Genomic DNA, 23,233 nt, shown 5'->3' with positions numbered 1-23,233 from the left:
ACAACTCCCCTTGTTTAATGTGGTATATGGATTAAGATCATCCCTTAACGGAACCGATCATAACACCCTGCACAAAGTAACGCTGTAGGAACGGATAGACTGCAATAACCGGAAGGGTGGCAACAATAATGACGGCATATTTAACCAGCGCAGCGATCTCCGCTTTGGTATTCATCGCCGTTGCTGAAGACGTATCGATAGCGCCTCCCCCTTGAGCCGCCATTTCCTGAAGCACCAGAATCTGGCGCAGAAAGAGCTGCAGCGGGTACTTGGAGGAATCATTCAGATAGATCATGGCACTGAAGTAGCTGTTCCAGTGTCCAACTCCGTAGAAGAGTGCCATCACTGCAATGATTGGCATAGAAAGCGGAAGCACGATTTTGATGAACAACCGCGTGTTGGTACACCCATCAATATGCGCCGCTTCCTGCAGCTCCTTGGGAATGGTCGATTGGAAGAACGTCCGGCAAACGATAATATTCCAGATGGATGCAGCTCCTGGCAGTATAAGTGCCCACATGCTGTTCACCATACCAAGATCCTTAACCAGCAGGTAACTTGGGACAAGCCCTCCGCCGAAGAACATCGTTACCATAAACATCGCCATGAAGAATCCGCGTCCCACAAAGTCCGAGCGGCTGAGCGCATAGGCTGCGGGTAGTGTAACAATCAGGTTAACGATGGTGCCTACAACGGTATAGATAATCGTATTTTTGTACCCAATCCAGATGTTGGTGTTCTCAAATACCCGGGCGTAACCTTCAAACGTAATCCCTTTTGGAAGTAGCCACATCTCACCGGAGGCTACATATTTGGGATCACTGATTGAAGCACTGATGATGTATAACAGCGGATACAGCACAATGACGAGCGCTACCGTCAGATAGATGTAATTGCACAATAAGAACAATTTATCACTTCTGCTTTCTTTCACAGCGGATGACATGTGTATTCCCTCCTTTTACCACAGGCTGTTTTCACTGGTGCGGCGTGCAATCTGATTCACGGTAATAAGCAGAATCGCATTCACTACGGAGTTGAACAATCCCACCGCCGTAGAGAAACTGTACTGCGCATCGACCAGACCGGACCGATAGACAAATGTTGAGATGACATCGGACGAGCCCATGTTCAGCGGATTTTGCAGCAGCAGGATTTTCTCGAATCCGACGCCCAGAATACTGCCCATATTCAGAATTAACAAGATGGTGATCGTAGGGATGATCGCTGGAATGTTAATATGCAAAATCCGTTTAAACCGGCTCGCACCATCTACCACAGCCGCTTCATGCAGTTGCGGGTCCACACCCGATAGAGCGGCAAGGTATATAATGGTGCCCCAGCCTGCACTTTGCCAGACTCCCGACAGAACATACACTGTCTTGAACCACGCAGGGTCCGTCAGGAATTGAGGTGACTGAAATCCAAGGGCCTGTACCAAATTGACAATCATGCCTGACGATGGTGATAAAAAGGTAATGATCATCCCCGACATGACAACGACCGAAATAAAATGCGGTGCATACGTGACGGTCTGTACGGTACGTTTGAAAAAGGAGTCCTTTACTTCATTGAACGCTAACGCAAGAATGATTGGCAGCGGAAAACCTATGGCCAACTCATACAAGCTGATGCTAAGAGTATTCCATAGTAAATCCCAGAAATAATACGAATTGAAGAAACGGATGAAATGATCGAATCCGACCCATGGGCTTCCTGTGACACCAAGCGTTGGAATAAAGTTTTTGAATGCAATTTGTATGCCGTACATCGGACCATAATGGAATATCAGAAAGTATAGAAAGGCTGGCGCGATAAACAGATACAACTCCCAGTTCCGAATCGTCCTTCTCCATAATTTATTTTTCTTGCTGTTCGGAATCGTGTTTACCGCTAAGTTTTGCGTCGAGGGAGACTCCCCATTTAGCTGCATCAGTTGTTTCCTCCTTTTATAATGAAAATCCGGCCGTTTGTGAGGAAGAGCCCAGCACACCTGTTTAAATATAAGGAAGGATTTCCGAACCGTTTCCATGACGAGCAACTCTGTTCCCCTTCCTATTTGGTAACGCTTACATACTGAGTTTATGGATCATTCTCTAATTCGTAAATATGCCATTTCTATCTTCACTCTTAAAATCACGGAATATACTGTTATAACGGGGGTTTACACTTTTGTTATCAGCTTGTCATTGTCATTTTTGGGAAGTAAAACATGTAGAATTTGACCCTTATCCCTCCTTTAGATGTCATTTGGAGTTGTGTCCTACGAACTTGGAAAGATGTTGGATCTAAACGGAGGTTAGAAAACAGGCCTCAAAGTCAAAACCCACATACTTACCTGACCAGGGTGTTCATGTCTAAACGCATCATACTGCAGGGAAAGCCACTTAAATGTTAAATCGAAGTGTAATATTATCTTCCATATACCTATCGCATATTACATGCCTGTAATTGGCTTGCCCTTATTCTATAATTCTCCTCCCTCTTTCGTATATATGTTGTTTTTATCTTTGCCTATAGGATACATAAATGCCTGTAAACACTGGGAATATCGAGTCGTATATGTAGATTTTGCACAAGGCTTGTAAACTGGGTCCGGTGAGTTATTTGGAAAAAGACCATAATGTAAGCCGCTACGATAACACAATTTAGCTATATAACCTTAACAAATACCCATTATATATTTCATAGATTATATATTTATGTTAATAAACATAACATAAATGATTTATAAAACTTCATAAAGTGTAATTTAAATTATCATACAAAGGAAAAGTTGTCATGTAACCCGACTGAGATGAATTCACTTCAACTCAAATGAAAAACCCACCTTCCATACATATATGGAAGGTGGGTTTGAGGATACATATCCGTTTAATCAGCGTTTAGTTTGTATGGTTTGCAGTGAATTTACTTACCAGAAGGTTGAGCTTCTGCCGTATATCCCGTTGGGATATCCGTTTCTGCGGTCACATTTGTGATAACCATCGGATACATCATGTCTGGATCAGGTTGAATAATGGAGTAGAGCACGATAGCGCGTCCATCCTTCTCCAATTTCACATCATCAATCTTCAATCCATAACCAGGGTGTGGCATTTCAGCACTGAGTTTAACTTTGGTTGTTTTGTCATCAACCTTGGTCATTGTTACTTCAGGTACAATCGCTTGTTGGCCTTCACCTGGATTAGTTGGAGCTGGCTCTGCCGAGCCGCCATTGCCGTGTTTATCCACAAATTCAAGTGCATTGAAGATCATGCTTGCAGCCTCCATACGGGTAAGCGACTGATCTGGACGGAAGTTACCGTCCTTATCCAGTTCAATGATGTTCATGTTCAGCAGGTTCTGGACTGCAGATATGGCGTCCTTACCGATTTTATTTTCGTCCTTAACAAGATTATACTTCATGATGACCGGATAATTCCCGGTTGTGTTAATCCCTTCATGTAGCAAAATGACAAACAGTTCACGCGTCATCTTGCCCTGCGGGTTCACTTCAACCGGAATGGACAGTCCATTCTGAGTAGCGGCTTGAACAGCGTCAGCATACCAAGTGTCCGGACTGATTTTATTCTGAGCGGATGCTTCCGCAAATTCATTTTTCAGACCAAATGCATTCACAATCAGTTGAACACCCTGTGGCTCGGACAATGCAAGATCTGGACGGAACAGATCCGCTGTTACTCCGTTAACAATGCCTTTTGATTTCAATGAATCTACAACCGACTTCTGCCCTTCATCCTTCACATCTGTGAAAGCAAATACCGATGCACCTCCTGCTGTCAAAGAAACGCAGAGCGCAAGTGTTGCAGCCAATCCTTTTTTATGTTTCATTTCCTGGCACCTCCATATGTTTAGTAAAGCCTATTTGTTACCTCTTCATTCCTACAGACGGGGTATCCCTAGAAAATGTTTCAGTAATTTCGACATCTGGTGAATACAACACGAGAACACGGCATACAACTCTTCTCCGCTGTCACTAATCGGGGCCACCTACTATTGCTAACTGGCTTCGTTGACATCCCATCGGATTAGCGCAAAAATAAGAATAGAGAAATCCATCGGATGACGGATAAACAACGAACTGGATCGCATACAGTAAGAGGGCACGACGCGCTAATAACAGGTGTCGGCCCTTTTCTTGACTCCACCTGCCTGAACTGACTTCACCTATAACAAAAGGAGAACAACGCTTATGTCCAAGAAAGGATTACTTCGCGGTTATGTTGTGTCGAACTGGCCTGTTTATCTGGTTGCTGTTCTTCTGATCATCGCCTCCAATGTCGGGCAAGCATCCCTGCCCCGCATACTCGGCAGCTTCACGGATCAGTTGATGCAGAACTCTCTTCAGATGCAGACGGTCGTAAGGTACAGCCTGTCCCTTCTGGCTATTGCCATCGGGTATAATCTGCTGTTCGGTACCGGGCAATTCATGATTATGAAGCTGGGTCGACGCTTCGAATTCATGACACGTGAGCGTATATTCAGTAAGTTTTCCGAACTTAGTGAGCACTATTTCTCCAAACAGGGAAACGGAAAGCTGCTCAGTTATGTCATGAATGACGTGACTTCCGTCCGTGAAGCGATATCCAATGGCGTAACGCTTATGACCAATGCTACTTTCCTGCTGTTATCCTGCATAGTCATGATGCTGCTTAGCGGGATTCCACTGACGCTCATTCTGATCAGTGTTGTGCCCTTGTTGGCGATTCCATTTCTGGTCGTGTTTTTCGGTCCGCGAATTCGCAAGCGCTCTCGTGACGTACAAGAGGCCCTTGCGACCATGACGGAGTCCGCAGAAGAACAACTGGGTGGTATTCGCGTAACCAAGACATTTGCCATCGAAGACAGTGCCCGTGAACGTTTTGGAACCACCGTCGATGCGATCAAAAGCAAACAGCTGCGGCTTGTCCGCCTGTCTTCCCTGTTTCAGGCTTTGCTCCCGCTGCTGGGAGCGATCTCATTGGTTGTTTCCCTTCTTGTCGGAGGTATTATGACCATGCAGAATTCTATTACACTCGGGAGTTTTGTCGCCTTAACCTTATATCTGCGCATTATTATGGGACCGCTTCAACAGATCGGCAATGTTATTAATACCGTTCAGCGCTCAGGCGCATCACTGGAGCGGGTAAATGACCTGCTCAGCGAAGTAGCGGATGTACGTGAACTCCCTGAAGCCACAGCGCTCCAAACCGTACAAGATATCACCATGGAGAATCTAACCTTCTCCTATCCAGGCAGTTCATCTCCTGCTCTCAAAAACATTCAACTCCATATCCGTGCCGGGCGAACGGTCGGTATTGTAGGCAAGACCGGCTCAGGTAAAAGTACCCTCGTTAAGCTATTGCTGCGTACATATGAACCACCTGAAGGAACAATTCGCATCAATGGTACCGATATTCGGCAGCTGTCGCTGGAAAGTCTAAGAACGCGCATCGCCTATGTCCCTCAGGATGGATTCCTGTTTAGTACCACCATCCGGGATAACATCGCATTCAGCGACCGGGAAGTATCGCTGGATACGGTGGAACATAGTGCACGGCAAGCCATGATCTATGACAATATTGTCCGTTTTCCTGATCGCTTCGATACACTGCTTGGCGAACGTGGACTCACCTTGTCTGGTGGACAACGTCAGCGAACCAGCCTTGCAAGAGGACTGATCAAACAAGCACAGTTACTTATTCTGGATGACAGTATGAGCGCGGTTGATGCCGTCACGGAGAGTGGTATTCTGCGCAGTTTGCGCGAGATCGGCAAGGGCAAGACTACATTAATCATCTCTCACCGCATCAGCGCAGTCCGTCATGCGGACGATATTATCGTTCTGGATGAAGGGCGAGTTGCTGAACAGGGAACACATGCTCAGCTGATGGCTGCCAAGGGATTATATGCGGCCACCTACCGTTTGCAGGAGGAGGGATTACATCATGTCTAAAGCTAACGCTGAACTTCACCCAGATGCAGAGGCCGATCAGAGTAAACGAACTTCGTTTAAGGCCATGATGGCATACGCCAAACCGCATAAATGGGCTTTTGCCGGTATCTTCTTCTGTTCACTGCTTGGCATATCGGCAGATTTGTTACAACCCTATCTGGTGAAGATCGCCATCGATGATCATCTGGCCGTGGGCCAGACCAGTGTGGGCTTTCTCGTTCAGCTCGCAGCCATCTTTCTTGGGCTGGCTGTCATCAGTTTTATTTTTACCTATATCCAGAATAATCTGTTGCAGCACGTAGGACAGAACATTGTATCCCGGATCAGAAAGGACCTGTTCAAGCATATCTCCAAAATGTCCATGTCCTTCTTTGACCGTTTTCATATCGGCAGTCTGGTTACAAACGTATCCAGTGATACGGAGACCATCAGCAGCTTTTTCACTCAAGTACTGCTCAGTCTGATTCGGGATGGTATGATGCTGGTGCTCATTATCGTCTTTATGTTCCAACTTGATCCTGTGCTGGCGACATACTCCCTGATCGTTCTGCCTGTCATTGCGGTGGTGGCTGTATTATTCCGTAGTCGACTGCGGAAAGCTTATCAAAATGCGCGTACCCGGCTTTCCCGTTTGATCGCATTTACAGCAGAGAACCTGTCCGGCATGTTCCTGATTCAGGCTTTTCACCAGGAAGAAGAACAGAAGAAACGTTTCTCGGAACAGAACGCACTTCATCTGAAAGCCAACATTGCGCAAGCCCGCTCCAATGTCATCTTCAACCGAACGTTTGATATCCTTGGCAATGCGGCACTGGTCATGATGGTCTGGCTTGGAGGTCGCGCCGTACTGGGTGAGTCCCTGCAAGTCGGGGTATTGTATGCATTTATCAGCTATATCCGTCAGTTCTTTCAACCGATTAACCAGATTACGATGCAATGGAATACATTCCAGTCCACGACCGTTTCGATGGATCGCATCTGGAACATTCTGAATACACGGCCTGAAGTTGCTGATCCCAAACCCGGGATGGCCTCCTCGCTTGAACCACAAAATGTGATGGGCCAGATTGATTTTAATGATGTGTCGTTTGGTTATCTGGCTGACCGGCCCTTGATTCAGCAGATGAACCTGCACCTCTATCCGGGTGAAATGGTAGGTATTGTGGGCACAACAGGCGCTGGCAAAAGCACCCTGATCTCCCTGCTCAATCGCTTCTATGATGTAGACAAGGGCAGTATCGAGATTGATGGTACCGATATCCGGCATCTGCCGCAGGCTAAGCTTCATCGGATCGTCGGTCTGATTCAACAGGAACCCTTCCTGTTCTCCGGTTCCATTATTGATAATGTGAGGATGTTTCGTGAGGATATTACGCGAGAGCAGGCAATTGAGGCCTGCCGATTTGTCGGAGCACATGCGATGATTTCACGTTTGCCTCAAGGATATGATACGCATCTATCCGAACGCGGAAGCGGACTGTCCGCCGGGGAGCGGCAGTTGATCTCATTTGCCCGGATTGTGGTATTTCAGCCCCGAGTGCTCATCCTGGATGAGGCAACCGCCAATCTGGACTCACACACCGAACAGCTTGTGCAGCAGGCGCTGGAATCGGTATCCCAGGGACGCACCACCATTGTCATTGCTCATCGTCTGTCCACTGTGATGCATGCTGATCGAATTCTGGTGATGGAGAATGGTGAGATTGTGGAGGAAGGACCGCACCAGGAACTAATCGCAGCCAAAGGTGTATATGCAGACTTGTACACCCATGCGCGTGATGCAGGTAAAAATTCAGCTATATCAGGGTAATGAACCTGAGTTATAGTAGATAGAGAACGTTGAACATGCCGCTCTGCTTATGCAGGCGGCACGTTTGGCATATCGATCAGCATAGTTAATTAGGAGGAACATCTATGCAACAACCCGAAACACCCAAGCGTGACCATCAGCAGATTCGTTACCAACGCAGCACAGCTCTATGGAAAGGAAGTTTATGCTTCCTGTTCCTTCTCTTGTGCGTGAGCTTATTATGGATCATCGTGGACGGACAAGCCGAAAGACTGGAGACGATATACTATTCCATTGCAGCCGTGCTGGGTATGTGGTTGATCGGTCCATTGTTCTTCATGTTCCTGTCTCGACTAACCAGAACTCCCACTGTTTTGTTGTCTTGGGATGATGATGCGTTGAGCACGGGCAAACGGAAGATTCCTTGGAGCCAGATTCGCAAAGTTGAACTCGCCTCACCCGCCCGTAGTAAGTGGCTACTATCCACCTCACCCATGTTCGTCCTGTACCTGAAGGACGGCACGCGATCTCACGTTCAGACCGATCACCTGCTCAGCAAAAAAGAGCTGAATCAGGCAGTGACTTTGCTTCAGCAGGCTTTACAGGAACAGCAGCAGGATCGTTGAGCATCGGGATGGATGAGGACAAGCTTCCCACACATCACTGTGATTTCTCTACACCTATGGACAGGCTAACTTTGTAATTGCCGTAAGGAAGTAATGCTTCCAGCAGTTGACCAAGCTGCTCTGTGGTGCCGGTCTGCGCTCTCATCAGATAACAGCCTTCCCCGCTCACACGGTGGACTTCAACGATGTCCTCACGTTCGGCAATAAATGCACGAAAGGCGGTATGTCTGTCGCCGGAGTTCAGAAAAACCGTGACAAAAGCCTGTAGGCCGAGGCCTATACGTTCGGGGTTCCATTTTACCGTGTACCCTTCGATTACACCCAGATCTTGCAACTTACGCACCCTTGCACCAACAGCCTGCCCTGTAAGATGCACCTCTTCACCAATTTCTTTATGAGAACGCTTGGCATCCCGGATCAGGATCTGCAGAATGCGTATATCTGTGTGATCTATCGTTTCATTCATTAGCTTCAGCAATCCTTTCACCGTGAAATTAGTGTGGCCTAATTCCATTCATCATGTTATGTACGCCGTTAAACGGGTTGTATACCATAAGGGTAATACTATTAAACAACCTGAAGGAGTGCAAATATAATGAAAATTCAATTGATTCGCCATGCTACACTCTGGCTGAAATTCGGAGGGCTGAATATCCTCGTTGATCCGATGTTGATGGACGCTGAAGTCATGCCTGCATTTCCAAACACACCGAATGAGCTGCGTAACCCGAGAGTCGGTCTGCCTGAAATCGAAACGGATTATCTGAATCCGGATCTGTTGATTGTCACACACACCCATCTGGACCACTGGGATGAAGCAGCAGCGAAGCAATTTCGCAAGGACATCCCGCTGATCTGCCAACCTGGGGACGAGAACGTATTTCTGGAGGCTGGATTCACGGATGTAACCGCTATAGATGAAAAACATGAGCATCATTCTGTCCGATTCGCACGTACTTCCGGGCGTCATGGTACGGGTGAAATCGGCGAACGTATGGGCAAGGTGTCCGGTTTTGTACTCGAAGCAAATGGAGAACCTGTCACGTACATTGCCGGGGATACCATCTGGTGTGAAGAACCCGCCGAGGCTATTCGCCAATATAGCCCTGAAGTCATTGTCCTAAACGCCGGAGGAGCTCGCTTCGTAGAGGGTGATCCCATTACAATGGACGGGCCAGACGTTGCAGCCGTGAAGCGCCATGCACCATCTGCTCATGTCATCGCTGTGCACATGGATGCAATTAACCATTGTGTGGTGTCTCGCACGGACCTTGCGACTTATCTGGCATCCGAGCAGTTGGATGGTCAGGTGCTCATTCCACGTGACGGCGAAAGTTTTGAGTTTAAAGCGTAAGTGAGACCGTAGCACGTGACGAAAAAAGCTGGATGCGATGAACTCGCACCCAGCTTTTTTGATTGAAGGAACACGCTGAACCGCTGGCTTCCTTCTCGAGCATCATGTCTGCCATTGCGCTCTCACGTGTCCCGTGCCTTTATGCTATCCCTTACTGGACTTTCAAACGGATTACGTTCCATGATGCTTTTGCCAAGCTCGCCGTAATCAGGGTCTCGGATACAACTGCACCCCCGCGATTATGAGGAGCAACGCGGTTTGGTTGTGCTGCCGTATTAGATGCTTTGAGATCATCACTTTCCAGCACGATATGCTCGATCACGGTACACTTCCCGAAGCTGCGCAGGTCCACCTCGAGCGGAAGGGATTCTTCCAGATGGCGGTTGACTGCAAATACAGTCACTTCACCCTGCTCTTCGTTATGCACTGCAATAGCTTCCAGATAAGGTACATCTGTGATTTGTTTTGTATCGTATTTTGGAGACTGGATCAATGGCACCAATGCTGTTCCACGTCCGAAGAGGGACGTATGCATGAATGGATAAAAGATTGTCTGTCTCCATGAACCACCACCCGTATCTGTCATGATCGGCGCAATCACGTTAACGAGTTGTGCCAGACAGGCCATTTTAACCCGATCCGCATGTTTGAGCATACTGATCAACATACAACCAACAAGCAGTGCATCCTCATGATTGTAGATATCCTCAAGCTGTGGCGGAGCAATCTGCCATGGGTCCATCTTCGAATCATTTTCATTGGAGTGATACCATACATTCCACTCGTCAAAGGACAGATACATCGTCTTTTTGCTGCGCTTCTTCGCTTTGATATAATCACAAGTTGCCTTCACGGTATCGATAAAACGATCCATTTCAAGCGAGCGTGCCAGGAACGTTGGCGTATCTTGCTCTTGATTGCCGTAGTATTGATGCAATGACAGATACTCCACGTGATCATACGTATGATCCAGCACCGTTGCTTCCCATTCCGGGAAGGATGGCATATTCAGGTTTGAACTTCCACAGGCTACCAGTTCAATCGTCGGATCTGTCCACTTCATGACTTTTGCCGCTTCCACAGCTAACCGTCCATACTCTTCTGCCGTTTTGTGACCAATCTGCCAAGGGCCATCCATCTCGTTGCCCAGACACCATGTTTTGATCGCATGAGGCTCTTTATAACCATGCTTGATGCGAAGATCACTATAATACGAACCTTCCGGATGGTTGCTGTATTCCACAATATTACGAGCTGCATCCGTACCCCGTGTTCCCAGATTGACCGCCATCATCACTTCGGAATTGGCCTGTTTCGCCCAATCCACGAATTCGTTGAAGCCAAATTCATTGGTTTCAATCGTTCTCCAAGCCAGTTCAAGTCTGCGTTTGCGCTCAGACACAGGTCCTACTGTATCTTCCCAATTGTAACCGGATACAAAGTTACCCCCAGGATAACGTACAATCGGTACATTCAACTCCTTGACCATCTCCAGCACATCCGTGCGAAAACCCTGTTCGTTCGCAGATGGGTGTCCCGGCTCATATATTCCACCATACACGGCACGTCCCAGATGCTCAATAAATGATCCGTACAAGCGCTTATCAATTACGCCAATTGTAAAATCCTTGTCTACCGTCATTTTTGCTTTTTCCATAATGAATTTCAACTCCCTAAGATTAATATAAAAATTAATTGATATTCTATGGATCAACGTTCATATTTATATTAAAATCGATTATAGCCTTAATTTCAACCTGAATTTTGCAAAATGTTATTCTTTTCACTGAATTTATGTTTAACTTAATTCTATACAGATATATTGGAGGAACAATTGTGATCAGAGCAAATACCGATGCCGAATGGCTACCCCTATATGAAGCACTTGCCAGTGAAGTCCGTTTACAGATCATCCGCCTTGTTGCAGAGACACCCATGAATGTGAAGGACCTCGCTGCTTCACTGGGTTTGAGTAGTGCCATCGTGACCATGCATGTCCGCAAACTTCAGGATGTGGGCATTATTCAGTCCAAAATGATACGTAAAGACGGCGGCACACATAAAATGAACAGCCTTGCTGTAGACTGGATTGGCATCTCCATGCCGCAGGAAAGCGGGACAGCCCGCAAGCTTCACGAGGTTTCCGTCCCTGTGGGACACTATACTCACTTTGACGTCTATCCGACATGTGGTCTGGCTACATCCAATCATGTTATCGGACAGTATGATGATCCTCGTTATTTTCTCGACCCTGAGCGGATGCATGCTCATATTCTGTGGTTTGGCCGTGGATTTGTGGAGTACAAAATCCCAAACTATATCTTATCCGGACAGCAGATCAATGCCATTGAATTATCTCTGGAGATTGGATCAGAAGCCCCTTCGGTGAATCCGAATTGGCCCTCGGATATTACATTTATGCTTAATGGCATTCGATTGGGGGAATGGACAAGCCCTGGAGATTCAGGCAACGGACGCGGCATGTTCACCCCGGAATGGTGGAGTGACAGTATCAATCAATATGGCATGCTCAAGGTGCTGCGAATTACGAATGAAGGTACGTTTATCGATGGACAACATCTATCCGACATTACACTCGCAGATATCCCGGTCGAACGCAACCAATGGACTCTTCGTCTTTCGGTGGAGGAAGATGCTCAGCATGTAGGCGGGCTTACCTTATATGGCGAGGGATTTGGCAACTACAATCAGGATATCCTGTTCCGACTGTACTATCACGATTGAGTTCTTCAAAATAATAAACAACACCAAAACACCTCCCAGTCGCCTGTCAAAGGCAGAATGGGAGGTGTTTTGTATGCATATGAACATGCGTGGATTATTTAAGAAGGTTCTTGTTCTAACCTACAGCGCACTGCCACCAAACAGGAAGCGATACTCCCAGTGTTTGCCGGAGATATCACTAGTGGTTACACCACCGCCAGCGTTGGAATACGTATGTAATACCTTGCCATTGCCCAGATAAATCCCTGTGTGCGTAATGGTTGCGCTAGATTTATTCACGCCCGAATACGATGATGCAGAGCTGCCTTTATACGACATGAAATACATCAGATCGCCGCGTTTCAGGTTTTTCCAGTTCGTCTGAACTGTACCCTTGGCTTTTACATAGTCTCCCTGTTTGCGGGAATCCGCTGGAAGTTTGATACCAAGTGCATCGACGAATGCCTGGCGTACAAAGCTGGAACAGTCAAAAGTAGCTGTGCTGTTACGACTGGCTCCGAACTCATACGGTGTTCCCAAATATTTCATTCCCGCCGCAATCACTTTTTCCACAGATGCATTACCGGTCACCGATGTACCACTATTCGAACCTGATCCGCTTGTGCTGCCACTAATCGCTTGTGTGTATTTGGATGAAGAAGATATGTAGCCTGTCCGGTTAGCAGAATCCTTAATCTTATACCAATCCGAACCGGATTGCTGAAGCACCGTTACCGTTTCCCCTTTAGCGACCATGCGAACAATCTTCGCAGAAGAAGAAGGTGTTGTGCGTAGGTTTACGCCCCAGATTACTTTTACTTGTGAATTGTTAACAGCAGCTGCCGATACCTGTGCCGTTAGTGCTCCTGTCGTCAGACTTCCCATCAGCATCGTTGCTGTGACACTTGCCGTAACAATCGTTTTTTTCCAGTTCATGATGTCGAGTTCCCCCTGATGTTACAGAATTTTAACCTGGCTTGGTTCTCCCGGGCTTGCCCCATTGTAAACGGGCTATCCATAACGTTCATCAGTCGAAAGTCCTGTATTGATAGAGGCGAACTTGAGCACTAAGTATCAGGGTGTGTCCATGGATTGCTGGAAAAATTCACTGCTGATTCCTTCTTTTTGAAAGGTTAAATTATTGTAACTATTTGATATGCTTGATTTTTCCTCGATACAAGAGCTAGGCCGTTTCTCATTCAGTGCATATGCCATATGACCTAGATTTTAATGTTTAAAACCGCAAATATGGTAAACATTACTATGATTCATTTGCCGATTACCGTTCCCCGAATTCACATTTTTGCCTCCAACCTCAATACGGATCGATTTATCAGCAGTGTCCGTTTGATTATTTTGTATTTCATTTTTGCTTTTCCATAAAAAAAGAAAAGCCAGGGATTTCTCCCCGGCTTAACCTGTATGATGAGTAACATCACTCTACAATTGGTTGATCAACTCATTTAAGGTTCAATTCCCCATACCTTGGCGCCATCCTGATACGCTGTCACTTTAGTCCAGGCACTGAAGGCCGTATTGGTGGAATCAAAGGAATAATCGTTCGTTTGGTCAAAAGTAGTCCAGTTGTTTTTGGAGAAACGTCCCTGGATGACTCCGGTCTCGGCACCCGCAGCCAAGCTGCCAGCATCCGGTTTGAATCCAATCTCCAGATAGGTGTCTGCCGTGCCCTTGGCCGGATCTACCGAAACAAAATGTCCTTCCACATTACCGCTGCCAATCTGTGCATAATCACACCAGAAACTCAGATCAGCTGCACTATCCTTGGTGAAATAATACCGGACCTTCACTTTGCTCAAGTCCACAGCAGTTGTACCTGTATTCTTCACATTAAACTGTGGAGTAATCGCATTGACCGAAGTTCCTGAACTACCATTACGGTATTGTACTTCAAGCGTTCCCGTTGTAACTGGAGGTGCCAATGGGGTCAACACCAATACATTTGAATTCGTCTGACCACTCGTATTAATGGCTACGACTCTATAATTATACGCCGTACCATTCACCGCTGTAGCGTCGGTATACGTCAGTGCGGTCAAACCTGTTGCCAGATCAGCATATGCCCCGGTGCCTACCGAACGCTGTACCTTATAACTCGCTGCTCCAGTTGATGCGGTCCATGTCAGTACCGCCTGGGCATTGCCAGCCGTTCCAGTAAGGTTGAATACGCCGGGCACAACGGTACCTGCGAGTGGTGTTGCAGATGCCTGTGTCGACGGTGCAGACTCACCTACGGCATTCACCGCAGTGATGACATAATAATACGTTGTGCCGTTGGTCAAGCCTGTGTCCGTGAATGTTGATCCTGTGACTCCTGTCGCTACAGTCGTATAAGGGCCACCGTTCACTTCTGCACGTTTCACCGTATATGACGTTGCACCAGCGGCTGCGTTCCAGTTCAATACAACTTGCTCGCTGCCACCAGCAGCCGTTACGCCGGCAGGAGCAGCCGGGACTTCAACTTCCGGCGTATCGGTATCACCGAGCAGACGATCATACTCTCCATACGCTGTAGCCATATCCACCTGTGACCAGAACCGGTGATACGTAAAGGTAGGTGCACCGTTTTCCCACTGTTTCGTGGTTGTGTTATACGACGTTTTGTACAGGTTATCCAGGTAAGCCCATGCCGGATCTTGCTTGATGGCCGGACGCAGATCGGAGTATCCAATGTATACGCCATTGCCACCTTTCGCCGGATCGGAAGGTACACCTGCTGTACCTGGAATCGTATTGCCTTGACCAAAGGTTCCAGACCAGTTTGCCGGGATATAGATCTCTTTCGCGAAGAAGCGGAAGTAGTCTTTACGTTCTTCTTCCGTAACAATCCCCACACCATCATTGTAATCCCAAGCTGTATCCAGCAAAGCCTCAGCCAAATCCTTGGCTTCTTGGCCTTCCGCGCTAAGTGTACCATTCTCTGCCTGTGTTCCCGCTGCGAAGAAGGTCAGAGCTTTAACGTAACTTCCCAGAACTCCTGTATCCTGCACTGGATCTTTGGTCGTTACACGGAAGTTCGGATTTTCCGTAAACGAACTGAATCCATTCCATTTGTCCGGTTGACCCTGCCATTCCTGACCACCCGGAATCCAGAACTCTCCCGGAGCAGGCGTTGTTGCTACCTGAACATTAGTTCCACCCAAAATGCGCTGTCCAGCCGCATTCAGATAATAGCCCTGCGCATCCGTCACCGGACGCTCACCTACAAATACATAATCCTTACTCCAGTCGATCCACTTCGTGATTACCTTCTTGGCCATCTGGAAGTTCTCAGAGGTCAAGTCCCCGCTCTCCGCAAGAATATAGTACATCTCGGCTACACGCTCCAGCGGCCATGCCTGGAATCCAAACCAGGTGTTGGAATCCGGATCACGATATACAGGTGCCTCCTGATAAGCCATGTCATAGAATGTACTTACGCCTGCCGGATAGGCTTTGTATGAACCATCCAGACTGTTGGTTGCTCCCCCGCCGATAGCTCCTTCATGGGATTGTAGCCAAGTGTAGAATTCCAACTGACGTTTCAGCGTAGCATTCCAATCTGCCTTCGCTGTTGCTGATTCCGGAATCAAGCCGCCAGCCGGATCAGACAAAGCATACGCTGCAACCGGGTTTTGATAAGCCTGATGGGTATGGCTCGCTCCAATGCGCCAAGCCCAATCCCCACCTTGACCCAAGCCACCTCCCCAAGACGTATACCAAGCCATGAGATACATGTTGGAATCCTTGCCTGTACCCGGAGTTGGTGTACCGCTCTTTGCACTCCCAATTTTCTGGAAGTATTTATCATACATACCATAGCGCAGATAGTCCCCCATCTTCTTCGCTTTATCCAGATATTCCGGATTGTTGTATCCCATCTCCTTCGCCCAATACAGCACCTGTACTGCACGTGCATCCGCATCCGTTGCGTTTGTATAACGCCATTGCGCTGACGGTACCTGAGTTTCCTTTGTGAACAAGCTCATGAAACCTTCGTTTGCCTTACCAAAAGATTTATCATCCTGGGATGGATGCGGAATGGCTTCCCACACAGACTCCTGCTCCCCACGCTGGAACGTGTTCACATAGGTAGCCGTATGTGATGGATTCAACAGGTTTCCATATCCATACCAGTCATCCACATCGACCAGCCAGTGCATGAGATAAGTCTGATTGTCACCATAGGTCGCCTTAAGTTCGGCATCAATCGGGTCTTTACCCGCTGCATATTGACCATTAAGTGGCGATGGATATTGATCAGGAAAAGGTTTTTCCGCTGCATACGTAGCAGGGCTGTTCGGATTGTACGAGCTCATCGTAGGCTGTTCTTCCTTGCCGTCACCTTCGTTGACCGGGATAATGTATTTCTCCATACTGTCCCAAGCTGCTTCCAGTTGGGACCAGTCTCCCGTGTAGTGACCATACATGGTTTCCAACCACAGCCAGTAACTGTATGCCTCTGACGTCGTCATATGACCATAATCCGGCGCCTCACTCAGCAGGGTCTCAATGGCATGATACGGTAGACCCTCTGGCGAAAAATATCCGTTCGCCGGATCTTTCAACTGATCATACAATTGCAAAAACCGGGCTTCATTAATGCCGTCTGCCTGAATCTCGATGGCCTGATCTGCGGCATGTGCCGTCTGCGGCCCTGCCCAGAGTCCGGTGTATCCGGTCAACATGACGGTTCCCGCCAGCATGGCTGTTAAACTTTTTTTCGCAGCTGATTTCAACATTAATATATACCTCCCTGGAATAGTGGAAATTGAATATAAACGCTGTTGGTCTGTCCATGCTGCTCTTCTGCTTCTGACATTCAGCCAGTTACGGTTCCAAGCCCCATACTTTGGTGTTTCCCTGATACGCGGTTACCTTGTTCCATGCGGCAAAATCCGTCTTGGAAGCATCATAAGAATAATCATTACTTAGATCGAAATTGCTCCAGTTATTTTTGGAAAAGCGTGCTTGAATCACGCCGGTCTCTGCTCCAGCGGACAAACTGCCTGCTCCCGACTTGAAGCTAATCTCCAGATACGTATCTGCGGTACCCTTCGCCGGATTCACTGCGACAAATGTACCTTCAACATTGGCCGTGCCCATCTCGGCATAATCACACCAGAAGGTCATTTGATCCGCACCATCCTTGGTGAAATAATATCGGATCTTCACGGTACTGAGATCAATCGCCTGTGTTCCGGTATTCTTCACGTTGAACTGCGGAGTCACCGCATTACTTGAATTCCCGGACCCTCCGCTGCGGTACTGCACTTCGAGTGTACCGGTCGTCACCGGAGGTGCAGAAGGTGTCAGTGCCAAGACATTGGACAGTGTCTGTCCGTTCGCATTCACAGCTGCAATCCGGTAATTGTACGTGGTGCCATTCAGCGCTGTTGTATCGGTGTACGTCAACACGGACAAACCGGTTGCCACATCTGCATATGTTCCGCCTACCACCGAACGTTGTACCTTATAGCTAGTAGCGCCCGAGGCTGCTGTCCAAGTCAGGACCGACTGCGCATTACCAGCTGTCCCACTTAAAGTCAGCGCTCCCGGTACTGCTTGCGGGGTAGCCGACACCTGTACAGAACCCGATGATTCCCCTGCTGAATTCACAGCAGTCACTACATAATAATAAGCTGTCCCGTTGGTCAGTCCCGTGTTTGTGTAGGTCAATCCATTAACACCCGTCGCAACAGTTGTATATGGTCCTCCACTCACCTCGGAACGCTTCACCGTATACGATTCGGCCCCGGATACAGCAGCCCAAGTCAGGTTAACCTGACTGCTTCCCGCTACAGCCTGCACGCCAGCAGGTGCGCCTGGAACCGTGACTGGTGTAACACCAGGCTCCTGTCCATACACCTTCACCCCTGCATCATAGACTGGAAGGTATATACTCTTCACAGGAGTTCCTGTGGTCAGTGTCTGGAACGAATGGTCATTGCTGGCATTCCATGCACCCTGTGGGCCTGTAATGCGGAACTGTACTTCTTTACGATAATTTCCTTCCCCGCCTGGATAGATCTTGGTATTACCGAAGTTTGCCGTAATGGCATAGATATGCTGGGCTGCATTCACCACAACTGGTTGGGATACCGTCGCCCCCTCCGTATAGGAGGCTGTCACTTGCACGTCCGATACCGTACGTCCGGCAGCATACACTTCACTCAAATCCAGGAAATACTTAAAGGACAGTTGATCTCCCATTCGGGCAGGCCAAGCGGAACGATTATTAAGCTGTGCTCTGATTTCCGTATAATTGGCACCTGATGATTTGATCGCAGCCTCCACATAGAACTCATCTCCCTTCACCTCAGGTGCAGGAAAGTTCGCAAGGGGCTGATGATTCTGACCAAATAGCAAATTCATCTTTGCCAGTGCGCCGGTAAAACCAGCATTGTAATCGGTTGCGACCTCATTACTCACATAATCCCCGATATCATCGGTATATCCATCCGATGCATCCGGTCCACCGACCATGGCACCATACAGAATGTGGCGATGGTTAGCCGGGATATCTTCATTATTCAGCCATGAACCGTGAGCGGTCCGATGATGCGGATGTTGAGGTGCATTTTGCCCATATCCGACCACATAACTGCTCTGACGCGGATTATCGCCCAGAATATAATTCATCTGTGAGACAGCAAAATCCTGATATCTTGACTTTTTCACTGGATCACTGACCCAGTCGGAGTATATAAAAGAAATAAAGGATGCATTCGCTGCATATCGGAGCGAGCCCCACTGATCCAGCCATGCCAGACCTCCTGGCGTATACTTGACTCGTGTCCCGTTGACTCCAACCGTCCAATAATCCAGATTACGCTCGGTGGACTGAATAAATCTCGTTGCCTCCGGCATGTTCAAACTGGACGTAATTCGGGCAAGCAGGATCTGGGCACCATAATGTTTACTATCCCAGCCCTGTGTCCAGGTATACGGCCAATTGGCTGAGCCGCCGCTAGAAGACCACCGGTCCGTAGCTGCAATGGCTTTGGACAAGTAAGCGCTATCATTAGTAGCTAAGTAAAGCCATGCTCCGCCCCATGCCAGCTCGTCTTCGTATCCTGTCCACGAGTTATAAAACGCTGCGGCATCCGTGATACAATCGGTGTATTCCCCCCGATATGTGTCTGCGAAGTTGTACAGCTCTTTCGCATGTTGGAGCAGTCTGGCCGAATATGCCGGATCATCATCTGCAAATACAATCGAAGACGCTGCCAGTGCTGCAGCCGTTTCTGCCGCCAGATCACTGCCTGGGCATGTAGCATCGATCTTGAACGAAGGACGGTTCATCTGCATGACTTCTGCCGGTCCCCACCAGGCATGGTCGGTATTCCCGGCTCCGACTTGTCCCCATAATTCATTAGGTTTCGTATGCACTTTCATAAAATAGTCGGTCGCCCATCGGATGTTATCCTTGATCTCCTCCAGTTGTCCAGCCTGTTCATAACCGTCGCCGTATTCCACGACAGACCAGGCGAGCATCGTTGCGGAAGCAGCCATCGGAAAGCCAAACTTCACGTGATCTCCGGCATCATACCATCCCCCGGTCAGATCAACGCCTACATTAGCCCCATCCTGCATGCCCGAATTACCACGCCATTCGACCCGATTACTGGCTGGCAACGGACCCGAACGCTGTGCCTCATAGAAGTAAATGGCCTTTTGCAGTGCTTCAGCATAGTTCTGATCTCCAGCGGCCGCATCCGCCTTACGAATTCCTGTGCCCATCGATAAACTCCCTGCCAGTAGTCCTGCCGATAACGCGATCATAGCGACTCGTCTCCACCAGCTCCCCTTCATGTTCAACTATTCATCTCCTCTTCATCAATATTCCGTATGCATTACTCTGGACTGCAAGTTTATATCGCTCCTCCCCATGGTGTATTTCAGTGTAAGTTCCACCATTAATTACCATTATAGCCGTTTGTTTCACTTGCTATATAAGCGTTGGTGACTTCTGAAATAACATTGTTGTGACCTGCTCTGCGTCATGCGACAAAAAAAGCTGTTCCTCTGACGCATATGTGCGTTAGAGAAACAGCTTCTCGCCGTTGTTATCATCAACAGTACAAATCGAATGGCATTCTGACCATCAATATGCTCCTGTATACCTTAAGTATCGGAATATCTCATTAGTTACACTTTGAACTTGTTAATTTGCTCCTGCAGTTCTTCCGCCATTTTGGATAATGAACCTGCGGATGAAGCGATCTCTTCCATGGAAGCCAACTGCTGCTGAGTTGCGGCAGATACATTATGAACGCCGCCCGCTGCCTCTCCGGCAATGTTGGAGATCTGGCGTACATAGCCTACAACCTCAGTTGTACTCGCCGACATTTCTTCTGAACCTGCAGATACTTCCTGGATTTCACCCGCTACTTTGTTGACCGCATCCGAGATCTGTTCGAACGCTTGTCCTGCCGCAGTAACCATCTCGATTCCTGACTCTGTCTCACTGCTGTTCACTTTAACTGCCTGAACAGCATGATCCGTATCTTTCTGAATCAATTGAACGAGATCCGTAATTCTTTGCGCAGATGTGGAAGATTCCTCAGCGAGCTTCCGCACTTCTCCCGCAACTACGGCGAAACCACGTCCATGCTCTCCTGCTCGTGCGGCTTCAATGGCTGCATTCAGTGCAAGCAGATTAGTCTGCCGGGCAATGTTGTTGATTACCTCGGTAATGGTTCCAATCTCTGCTGAACGTTCCCCCAGCCCTGTAACCAATTCAGTCAGCGAAGCAATGGAATTTCGAACAGAACCCATCTGTTCAACCGCTTGCTGAATAATCATATTTCCTTCGGAAGACTGATTCGCCGCATCCACAGCAGATACGGATACACTCTGAGCAAGCTCGGCAATCTGCTCCGATCCAAGAGCCATCTCATTCATCGCCTGTGAAGAACGCTTCACAATATCAACTTGATCAGATGTACCTACAGCCAATTCCTCGACTGTTTGGGAAATCTGTTCCGAGGCTTGAGTATTTTGCTCTGCACTTGCAAGAAGCTCCTCCGATGAAGCAGCTACCTGTTCGGAAGTCATCGATACCGATTCAATCATGGAGCGCAGATTGCCACTCATGGTATTGAAAGAAGCCGCAAGTGTTCCCAATTCGTCTTTGTTCTTGAGCACAATCGTTTCACCCGTCAGATCACCATTGGCAATAGCCATGGCCGCTTCATTCATCTTTTTGATTGGACGTGAGATGATACTTGCAATGAAGAATGCAATGAATATCGCAACCAGGAAAGCAAAAATCGTCACTGCCAAAATTACATTAAATGTATTTTCGGCCATCACAACCGATTCATTTGTTGCCGCGTCTGATCCTTCATTACCTAAAGTGATTAACTTGGTGATAGAGTCGTTTGCTGTGTACCACATCGGGTAAGCCTCTGTATGTAAACGACTGGACTCTTCATAATTGTTCTTCAAACCAAATTCGATAAATGCTGGCATTTTCGCCACATAAGCATCATAATTCGTACTAAAATCATTGTAGAGCTTCATCGCTTCATCATTGCTCTCAATGAACGTTAGCAGCTGTTTACGCTCACCTTCAATCTTCGTAAGCAGCAGCTGTAATGCTTCATTTAACTTAGCTGTTTCATCTTCGTTCTGTTCAACGATAATCGCCAGCGCCAATCGTTCTACGTCTGAGATGTCACCATTCATCAAGCCCAAGAGGCTTACACTCGGCATCCAGGTCTGATCCACATCATTGGCTTTGCCAGACATTTCATGGATCTGAATTAGCGCATAGCTGCTTACAATAATCAACAAAGCTACGACTATGAGAAAACCAGTCAGTAACTTGCCTCGAATCGTTAACTTCAATTTCCCCAACATGTTTCCCCGCGTGTCTTCCATGTGTCCCACTCCTCAAATAATACATATTTATAGTATATCGTCACCTGTAGTCATGAATTGTAGATGTTAGAATTCAATTTCTCTAAATTTCTTGTAACTTCGAACATAACATAAAAGAAGCCTCCCATCTTTGGCAGAACCAGAGATTAAGAGACTTCTTTCATTCAATGAAACTACCACCACTTCACTAGACATTGTTTATCAGACATTACTGGAAAACACGTCGGTGTATGTTAATGAAAAAGTCGGGAATCGACTTGGTATAATTGCGTGTTGTAATCAGAACCACACTAAGCAGACTTCCGAGAATGAATCCTCCCAGAATATCTCCTGGATAATGTACACCAACATATACCCGCGACACCCCTGTCAACACAGCGAGTAACAACATCCATAACCCGAAGCGACGTCCAATAAAGAATGAAGCAGCCGCTAGAGCAAATACAAAGGAAGCATGTTTACTTGGAAAAGAAGGATCAGGTACATGGGCAACCAGCTGATGCACAGTCCCTTCTACAAAAGGTCTTGGATGACCGACCGCTGGTGATATCCCCCATTTGGCCAGAACTAGCGCTACAATGGATGCCACACAGGCATAGAAAACAATTCGCTGTTTCGATGGTTCGCCGAGAAACCATACGATAACAAGCAGTGCGATCATGACCCAAACCGCATACTCGGATGATGTGATCATAAACCAGTCCAGAAACGGTATTTGGTCTGCATACTGATTAATCCAATTAAATAGTGATTGATTCATAACTAACTTTTAATACCCCCATTACACAAAACAAGATTAGTTTTTACATAATAAATATACACTAACTATTTGTCAAACATTCCTCACATTGACCGATGTTACGAAATCAAAGAGGACTTTTTGCTTTCTTTTTGTTAAACTAGTTTGGGTTACATAT

Annotated in this window: 15 protein-coding genes; 5 read left to right on the top strand and 10 right to left on the bottom strand. The window is 47.5% G+C overall.

Annotated features, from left to right (window positions below):
• Positions 1 to 37 precede the first annotated feature (37 nt).
• The 3 genes from NST33_RS05825 to NST33_RS05815 form a co-directional block, all read right to left on the bottom strand.
• Entirely contained in the window at positions 38 to 946 is a 909-nt protein-coding gene (locus NST33_RS05825; protein WP_036668765.1) for a carbohydrate ABC transporter permease, read from the bottom strand.
• Between the two features lie 15 nt (positions 947 to 961).
• On the bottom strand, positions 962 to 1,933 hold the full coding sequence (locus NST33_RS05820; protein WP_221819045.1) for an ABC transporter permease subunit: 972 nt from the start codon (positions 1,931 to 1,933) through the stop codon (positions 962 to 964).
• A 977-nt stretch (positions 1,934 to 2,910) separates the two neighbouring features.
• Positions 2,911 to 3,834, bottom strand: a complete 924-nt coding sequence (locus NST33_RS05815) for an S-layer homology domain-containing protein (protein WP_339307206.1) — start codon at positions 3,832 to 3,834, stop codon at positions 2,911 to 2,913.
• 361 nt (positions 3,835 to 4,195) lie between these two features.
• Here NST33_RS05815 and NST33_RS05810 point away from each other — a divergent pair, with 361 nt between their 5' ends.
• The 3 genes from NST33_RS05810 (at position 4,196) to NST33_RS05800 (ending at position 8,353) form a co-directional block, all read left to right on the top strand.
• Positions 4,196 to 5,938: an ABC transporter ATP-binding protein gene (locus tag NST33_RS05810; protein WP_221819043.1), complete on the top strand. Its 1,743-nt coding sequence runs from the start codon at positions 4,196 to 4,198 to the stop codon at positions 5,936 to 5,938.
• Positions 5,931 to 7,748 (top strand): ABC transporter ATP-binding protein, encoded by a 1,818-nt coding sequence (locus NST33_RS05805; protein ID WP_221819042.1) that lies wholly within the window; start codon positions 5,931 to 5,933, stop codon positions 7,746 to 7,748. Before NST33_RS05810 ends, NST33_RS05805 begins: the two co-directional genes overlap by 8 nt.
• Before the next feature lie 104 nt (positions 7,749 to 7,852).
• On the top strand, positions 7,853 to 8,353 hold the full coding sequence (locus NST33_RS05800; RefSeq protein ID WP_221819041.1) for a hypothetical protein: 501 nt from the start codon (positions 7,853 to 7,855) through the stop codon (positions 8,351 to 8,353).
• A gap of 34 nt (positions 8,354 to 8,387) precedes the next feature.
• Here NST33_RS05800 and NST33_RS05795 read toward each other — a convergent pair whose 3' ends face one another.
• A complete protein-coding gene (locus NST33_RS05795; protein WP_221819040.1) occupies positions 8,388 to 8,819 on the bottom strand; it encodes an Lrp/AsnC family transcriptional regulator in 432 nt (143 codons plus the stop codon).
• 129 nt (positions 8,820 to 8,948) lie between these two features.
• Here NST33_RS05795 and NST33_RS05790 point away from each other — a divergent pair, with 129 nt between their 5' ends.
• Positions 8,949 to 9,707, top strand: a complete 759-nt coding sequence (locus NST33_RS05790) for an MBL fold metallo-hydrolase (RefSeq protein ID WP_221819039.1) — start codon at positions 8,949 to 8,951, stop codon at positions 9,705 to 9,707.
• 151 nt (positions 9,708 to 9,858) lie between these two features.
• Here NST33_RS05790 and NST33_RS05785 read toward each other — a convergent pair whose 3' ends face one another.
• Positions 9,859 to 11,364, bottom strand: a complete 1,506-nt coding sequence (locus NST33_RS05785) for an alpha-N-arabinofuranosidase (protein ID WP_221819038.1) — start codon at positions 11,362 to 11,364, stop codon at positions 9,859 to 9,861.
• 179 nt (positions 11,365 to 11,543) lie between these two features.
• Here NST33_RS05785 and NST33_RS05780 point away from each other — a divergent pair, with 179 nt between their 5' ends.
• Positions 11,544 to 12,452, top strand: a complete 909-nt coding sequence (locus NST33_RS05780; protein WP_221819037.1) for an ArsR family transcriptional regulator — start codon at positions 11,544 to 11,546, stop codon at positions 12,450 to 12,452.
• 120 nt (positions 12,453 to 12,572) lie between these two features.
• Here the strand turns inward: NST33_RS05780 and NST33_RS05775 are convergent, their stop codons facing one another.
• The 5 genes from NST33_RS05775 to NST33_RS05755 form a co-directional block, all read right to left on the bottom strand.
• A complete protein-coding gene (locus NST33_RS05775) occupies positions 12,573 to 13,367 on the bottom strand; it encodes an SH3 domain-containing C40 family peptidase (protein ID WP_221819036.1) in 795 nt (264 codons plus the stop codon).
• A gap of 527 nt (positions 13,368 to 13,894) precedes the next feature.
• Entirely contained in the window at positions 13,895 to 17,170 is a 3,276-nt protein-coding gene (locus tag NST33_RS05770; RefSeq protein ID WP_339307200.1) for a glycoside hydrolase family 48 protein, read from the bottom strand.
• Between the two features lie 88 nt (positions 17,171 to 17,258).
• The gene (locus tag NST33_RS05765) at positions 17,259 to 20,243 is read right to left on the bottom strand and encodes a glycoside hydrolase family 9 protein (RefSeq protein ID WP_339308623.1); all 2,985 of its coding nucleotides are present in this window, start codon (positions 20,241 to 20,243) and stop codon (positions 17,259 to 17,261) included.
• 336 nt (positions 20,244 to 20,579) lie between these two features.
• The gene (locus tag NST33_RS05760) at positions 20,580 to 22,316 is read right to left on the bottom strand and encodes a methyl-accepting chemotaxis protein (RefSeq protein ID WP_260632570.1); all 1,737 of its coding nucleotides are present in this window, start codon (positions 22,314 to 22,316) and stop codon (positions 20,580 to 20,582) included.
• Positions 22,317 to 22,524: 208 nt separating this feature from the next.
• On the bottom strand, positions 22,525 to 23,076 hold the full coding sequence (locus NST33_RS05755; RefSeq protein WP_221819034.1) for an undecaprenyl-diphosphatase: 552 nt from the start codon (positions 23,074 to 23,076) through the stop codon (positions 22,525 to 22,527).
• Between the last annotated feature and the right edge of the window lie 157 nt (positions 23,077 to 23,233).

It is taken from the genome of Paenibacillus sp. FSL L8-0435 (assembly GCF_037965655.1).
In the GTDB taxonomy this organism is placed as follows: domain Bacteria; phylum Bacillota; class Bacilli; order Paenibacillales; family Paenibacillaceae; genus Paenibacillus.
The sequence above is the reverse complement of the archived record's forward strand: the minus strand, read 5'-3'. Positions and strand labels throughout refer to the sequence as shown.